This is a genomic window from Neisseria sp. P0021.S005, assembly GCF_051956955.1.
In genome coordinates, this window is record NZ_JBQCWY010000518.1 from 1 (window position 1) to 2,176 (window position 2,176).

General features: G+C 48.8%; 3 protein-coding genes. 1 reads left to right on the forward strand and 2 read right to left on the reverse strand.

The window, feature by feature from the left end:
• On the forward strand, nt 1-1,100 hold a 1,100-nt coding region (gene ubiM / locus ACTHUE_RS16350), incomplete at its 5' end, for a 5-demethoxyubiquinol-8 5-hydroxylase UbiM (protein ID WP_440423997.1).
• Between the two features lie 67 nt (nt 1,101-1,167).
• Here the strand turns inward: ubiM and ACTHUE_RS16355 are convergent.
• The gene (locus ACTHUE_RS16355) at nt 1,168-1,845 is read right to left on the reverse strand and encodes a 7-cyano-7-deazaguanine/7-aminomethyl-7-deazaguanine transporter (protein WP_049337017.1); all 678 of its coding nucleotides are present in this window, start codon (nt 1,843-1,845) and stop codon (nt 1,168-1,170) included.
• Between the two features lie 101 nt (nt 1,846-1,946).
• A partial coding sequence (locus tag ACTHUE_RS16360; RefSeq protein WP_440423995.1) for a preQ(1) synthase occupies nt 1,947-2,176 on the reverse strand: 230 nt, incomplete at its 5' end.

The following is a 2,176-nucleotide window of genomic DNA, read 5'->3' on the forward strand; positions in this document are numbered from 1 at the left end:
ACATAACCCTGATTGAAAGAAGTCCTTTAGAAGTGTTGCAAAATCCGCCGTATGACGGCCGTGAAATCGCACTGACGCACTTGTCGCGCGAAATCATGCAGCGATTGGGTATGTGGGATTTGATTCCAAAAGACGAAATTTATCCTTTGCGCGATGCCAAAGTGTTGAACGGTCATTCCGATTACCAGCTCCACTTCCCGCAACCGACAGAGGCACGCGGTGAGCCTGCGGACTGCTTGGGCTATTTGATTTCCAATCACAACATCCGTAAAGCCGCTTATGAAGTCGTGTCCAAATTGGATAACGTCAAAATCTTGACCGGCACCAATGTTAAAGAAGTTAAAACTTCCGACAATGAGGCGCAAGTTATTTTGGAAAGCGGCGAAGTATTGACCGGCCGTCTGTTGTTGGCCGCCGATAGCCGCTTCTCGCAAACGCGCCGTCAATTGGGCATTTCTTCCGATATGCACGATTACAGCCGCACTATGTTTGTGTGCCGCATGAAGCATACTTTGTCTAATCTGCATACCGCATATGAATGCTTCCACTACGGCCGTACCATTGCGTTGCTGCCTTTGGAAGAGCATTTAACCAATACGGTGATTACGGTGGACAGCGATAAAGCCGAGACGATTAAAAACATGTCGCCGGAAGAGTTGGCAGCCAGCGTGAAAGAGCAACTCAAAGGCCGTTTGGGTGATATGGAATTGGTCAGCACCATTCACAATTATCCTTTGGTCGGCATGATTGCCCAACGTTTCTACGGCAAACGCAGCGCGTTGATCGGCGATGCCGCAGTCGGTATGCATCCGGTTACTGCGCACGGTTTCAACTTGGGTCTGGCAAGTGCCGATCTTTTGGCTAAATTGGTTCTTGAAGCCGAGCAACGCGGTCAGGATATTGGTGCGAAGAGCCTGCTGGAAAAATACAGCACCAAGCATATGCTACACGCCCATCCGATTTACCACGGCACCAATATGCTGCTGAAACTCTTTACCAATGAAACTGCTCCGGCAAAACTGCTGCGCGGTTTGGTATTGCGTGCAAGCAATAACTTCCCGCCGCTGAAAAAACTGATTACCAAACAATTAACCGGTTAATTGTTTAAAACATAAAAGGCCGTCTGAACGATTAAAGTTTCAGACGGCCTTGTTTTTTATCTACTGCTTATTTGGCTAAAACCGATTCGGGCATTTCTTGACGGACGTTTAAGGAAGTCAGTTTTTTGGTCAAGATGCTCAATACGATGCCGTAGGCAGGCAGGAAGAAGAGGGTGCAGATGGCAAGTTTGAATAGATAGTCGACAAATGCGATGCCTTGCCAGTTTGCCGCCATAAATTCATCGTTGCTCGCATAAAAGGCAACGGCGAAAAACACCAGCGTATCCAAAGCGTTGCCGACAACGGTAGAAGCTGTGGGGGCAATCCACCATGATTTTAGACGGCGTAATCTGTTGAACACGAAAATATCGAGGATTTGCCCGAGCGCATAGGCAGAAAAGCTGGCCAATGCGATACGGCCGACGAAGGTGTTAAATTCGGCTAAAGATGCCCAGCCTGTCCAGTTGCCGTCATGAAAGAGGACGGAGAAGACGTAAGAGAGCAGCAGGGCGGGGAACATCACCCAAAAAATAATCCGTCTCGCCAACGGTGCGCCGAAAATGCGCACGGTCAGGTCGGTTGCGAGGAAGATAAAGGGGAAGGAAAATGCGCCCCAAGTGGTAAAGATACTGAAAATTTGAAAGGGGAACTGCACCAGATAGTTGCTGGCGGCGATAATAAAAATATGGAAAAGCACCAGCCAGAAGAGCGCTTTCTTCTGCTGTGCGGCAGTAAATTCGTACATGGAAATCTTTCGGAAGTTTTTTCAGACGGCATGAAGCCTTGCGAGACCGTGCAATAGAGAAAGTCTTGCAATGAAAAGGGCGTTAGGCCGTCTGAATAGGATTATTGTGCATCGTGCTCAAACAGGCGTTTGCGTGCCAAAGCTTCAAACTCTGTGCCTGCTTTGCCGTAGTTGGCAAACGGATGAATGGCGATGCCGCCGCGCGGTGTGAATTCGCCGAATACTTCGATGTATTTCGGATCCATCAGGGCGATGAGGTCTTTCATGATGATGTTGACGCAGTCTTCATGGAAGTCGCCGTGGTTGCGGAAGCTGAAGAGATAGAGTTTCA